The organism is Candidatus Bandiella numerosa (assembly GCF_021811875.1).
Taxonomy (GTDB): Bacteria; Pseudomonadota; Alphaproteobacteria; order Rickettsiales; family Midichloriaceae; genus Aquirickettsia; species Aquirickettsia numerosa_A.
Genome location: NZ_JAJBJD010000118.1, coordinates 1 through 3,435 on the forward strand (window position 1 = coordinate 1; position 3,435 = coordinate 3,435).

Sequence of the window (3,435 nt, forward strand, 5' to 3'; positions counted from 1 at the left end):
ATACTACCTCGCCTTTTTCTTTTTTTCTTACTATTATTTCAAAATCCATTTGATACCTGTATTGTTTTAGGTCAAAGGTTAGCACTTTTCCTATTTATACGCTATCTAATATTTATGCTTCCATTATGCAATGGTCTTATTGATGCAATTTCTTCAAATTTAAAATCTAATGACAATAAAGTAGACTAAAATCAACAATACTGATAATAGTTGTTAAGAATAAAATTTGTAATAAGGTTTATTTTGTCAGACAGCAAGAAGATTTCACAAGAATTGTATAATCTGAAAGATGAATTGGTTAATAATAAACTCAAGGATGTTAATTTTGATACTTTAGACCTAATTGATATTGTTAACGATGAAAATGATGATGATAATAATAATGAATTAGGTAGTGCTCTGAATAATGCTAAATCAGTAGAAGAATTAGTTAAAGAGATTTTGAGACCAGAGTTAAAAAAGTGGCTTAATGACAATCTACCTGCAATTGTTAAGCAATTGGTTGACAATGAGATAAAGAAAATTATTCCCAAAAATGAATAGAATATTTTTTACTGTTATTTATTTTTTAATATTGCAGAATTTTTTATTAACTGGTGTTATTGCAGATTCCGGATTTTCAAGTGATTTTATTGAGCAAGCTAAAAAATTAGGTATAAATGTTGGCCAAAATTTAGACCAAAAAGTTAATGATAATGACTTATCCGATACTTCTAATTCACAATCAATGCCAGAGGTGCAATTGCCATCGCCACCGAAGCCAGAAGCGAAGCAAGAGGTAAAAATTGATGTAAAAGCAGGGAAGGTAGAGGATGAAAAGATGCTCAATAATAAAAAGCAGGAGCCGAAGCAAAAGGTAAGTAAAAAGCTGAGCAATACAAAGGACAAAAACAATGCAACTGAGGTAGTTCAAAAACCAAAAGCTCTGCCGGCAAAAATAATTCCAAAGCAGAAAGTTAAAAAATCTATTACCTATTTTACTGCGCCGGAAAAAGACATTGACACTAATCTCAATCAAAAAAGTTTCATGAGGAGAAAGCCTTATAGTTATGATGTAAAGCCTCCTCAATATTTGCTAGATATACAAAAAAAGGTGCAAAAACTAATGTGCCTAAATTTATGTTTAAAGATGAGCTTTCAAAATTGTTATTTGTTGCAGTTAATGAGCAAGATATTGGAGCAATTAAAGGATTGTTGCTTAAAGGAGGAAATATTAATGCGCAAAACAAGGTTAATGAATACACGCCATTAATGTATGCTGTTGAGAATAATAAATTGGATTCTTTAAGATACCTGATATTAAGAGGGGCAAATTTAAATGTTGTAACTTCTAATAAAATGTCTGCATTACATTTAGCTGCTATCACCAATAATCTAAAGGCGCTAAGAATTTTATTAAGTGCTGATACTGATATATTTCTTCAAGATAAATATAACAAAACTTTTTTCGATTATGTTGAGCCCAACTATAAAAATATGGTAATTAGTGACATCTTTGACACAAGAAAAGATGCAGGTGAGGCATTGATTGATTTTTGTATTTTAGGGTCTATAGAAGGAGCAAGATTTTCGCTTCAAAATAGAGCTAATGTTAATTCACAAAATCATAATGGTGACACTCCTCTAATTTTAGCAGTAAGAAATAATAATCCCCAACTTGTTACCTACTTATTGAGTGTTGGAGCAAATGAGGCGATAAAAAATAATTATAAAGATGGTGCTAAAGCAGTAGCTAAGAAAAATAGATATACTAAAATCTTAGATATTATAGAAACGGTGAAGCATAATAAACATCTTCACCTTTTAGGTGTTTCTGAAAATGTTATTCCATATCAATTATCAAATGAAGAGAAGGAGCGGATTGAAAAAAGTAAGAAAGAAATAGCCGATAAAAATTTTGATAATTATTCATCACAAGGTGTTTTAGGAAAAATAAATAAAAAACCTAAAAAGAAATAATTTTATAAGTTTGAAGTGTGGAGCTGAATTATACCAATTTCAATAGTCTATTAACTAGTGTTATAAATCTACAAAAAATTAAAAAAATTGCTGTTTCCTTATCAGGAGGAGCTGATAGTATGTGCCTAACTTTTTTATTAAATAAATTTTGCAAACAAAACAATATATCACTGGTTGCAATTACAGTAGATCATAAATTAAGAAAGGGCTCTACAATAGAGGCTAATAATATTTATAGGTATTTAGAAAAATATGGCATTAACCACACTATACTAACTTGGCACCATAATGAAATTAAATCTAACATTCAAAAAGAAGCGAGAAATGTTAGATATAAAATGCTTTGTGATTTTTGCAAGGAGAATGGCATAGAGAACTTATTCGTTGCGCACACATATGATGATCAAGCAGAAACAATTTTATTAAGAATATTTCGTGGTAGTGGAATTGATGGTATTAGTGGAATTAATTCTTTAACTATTATGAATGAAATAAATATAATTAGACCACTTTTAGAATACAGAAAAATTCAGATTTTAAATTTTTTAAAGAAAGAAAATTTACTATGGTTTGAGGATGAATCAAATAAAAATACAAAATTTGATAGAGTCAAAGTTAGAAATTTAATTACTCAATTAGATAAAGATTTTCAACTTACTGAAAGGTTAAATTTACTTTCTGATAATGCGAAAAGAGCAAGAAATTTTATTCATTCACATGTTGCTGAAATGTTCAAAAAATGTTGCGTTATTGGAGAACTAGGATGTATATCCATAAACCAAGCTGATTTTAATAATTTAGATGAAGAGATCCAATTAAGATTGATAAACCATATAATAAGATATGTTAGAAATGAGCAAGTGCTATATCCTAGTAGATTAGATAGCTTGAAAATTGCGTTGGTAAATTTACAAAAAATTGGTAACGAAAAATTTACTTTATCCAATTGCAAAATCCTACTTCATGACAAAATAATATATTTTTACAGGGAATCAAAATACATAGAATCAAAAAAGCCATTATTAAGAGGCGATAATTTATGGGATAAGAGATATCAAATTTCAATTAATACTAAAGATTTTGAAATTTCTAAATTAACAAAAGAGTTTTGGCATAAAATTAAACCAAAAAATTTCATTCATAAAGTGCCAGGAGATATAATATTTTCTACTCCGATAATATTTTCAGAAAGTAAGGGTATATATATATTGCCACTGAGTAATGTCATAAATTCAACAAATATGCTGAAATTAGGTATCAAAATAAAAGTTGTTCACTTATTATCAAAATCTTCTTTTGAAATTTGTTGTTAAAAGCAGTAGAATTTTATATCAATGTGTTCAAGATATATGGAAGCATAAATATTAGATAGCGTATAAATAGGAAAAGTGCTAACCTTTGACCTAAAACAATACAGGTATCAAATGGATTTTGAAATAATAGTAAGAAAAAAAGAAAAAGGCGAGGTAGTATCAG

Annotated in this window: 5 protein-coding genes; all 5 read left to right on the forward strand. The window is 28.3% G+C overall.

Annotated elements, in window-relative coordinates; all coding sequences use genetic code 11:
- On the forward strand, window positions 1-189 hold a 189-nt coding region (locus tag L8D11_RS04240; protein WP_236870432.1), incomplete at its 5' end, for a hypothetical protein.
- A 54-nt stretch (window positions 190-243) separates the two neighbouring features.
- The gene (locus L8D11_RS04245) at window positions 244-543 is read left to right on the forward strand and encodes a DUF2497 domain-containing protein (protein WP_236870433.1); all 300 of its coding nucleotides are present in this window, start codon (window positions 244-246) and stop codon (window positions 541-543) included.
- The gene (locus tag L8D11_RS04250; protein WP_236870434.1) at window positions 536-1,252 is read left to right on the forward strand and encodes a hypothetical protein; all 717 of its coding nucleotides are present in this window, start codon (window positions 536-538) and stop codon (window positions 1,250-1,252) included. The genes L8D11_RS04245 and L8D11_RS04250 overlap by 8 nt, the downstream gene beginning before the upstream one ends.
- On the forward strand, window positions 1,195-1,959 hold the full coding sequence (locus L8D11_RS04255) for an ankyrin repeat domain-containing protein (RefSeq protein WP_236870436.1): 765 nt from the start codon (window positions 1,195-1,197) through the stop codon (window positions 1,957-1,959). The genes L8D11_RS04250 and L8D11_RS04255 overlap by 58 nt, the downstream gene beginning before the upstream one ends.
- A 17-nt stretch (window positions 1,960-1,976) precedes the next feature.
- Window positions 1,977-3,272, forward strand: coding sequence for a tRNA lysidine(34) synthetase TilS (tilS, locus tag L8D11_RS04260; RefSeq protein ID WP_236870435.1), 1,296 nt, complete (start codon window positions 1,977-1,979; stop codon window positions 3,270-3,272).
- Window positions 3,273-3,435: the final 163 nt, after the last annotated feature.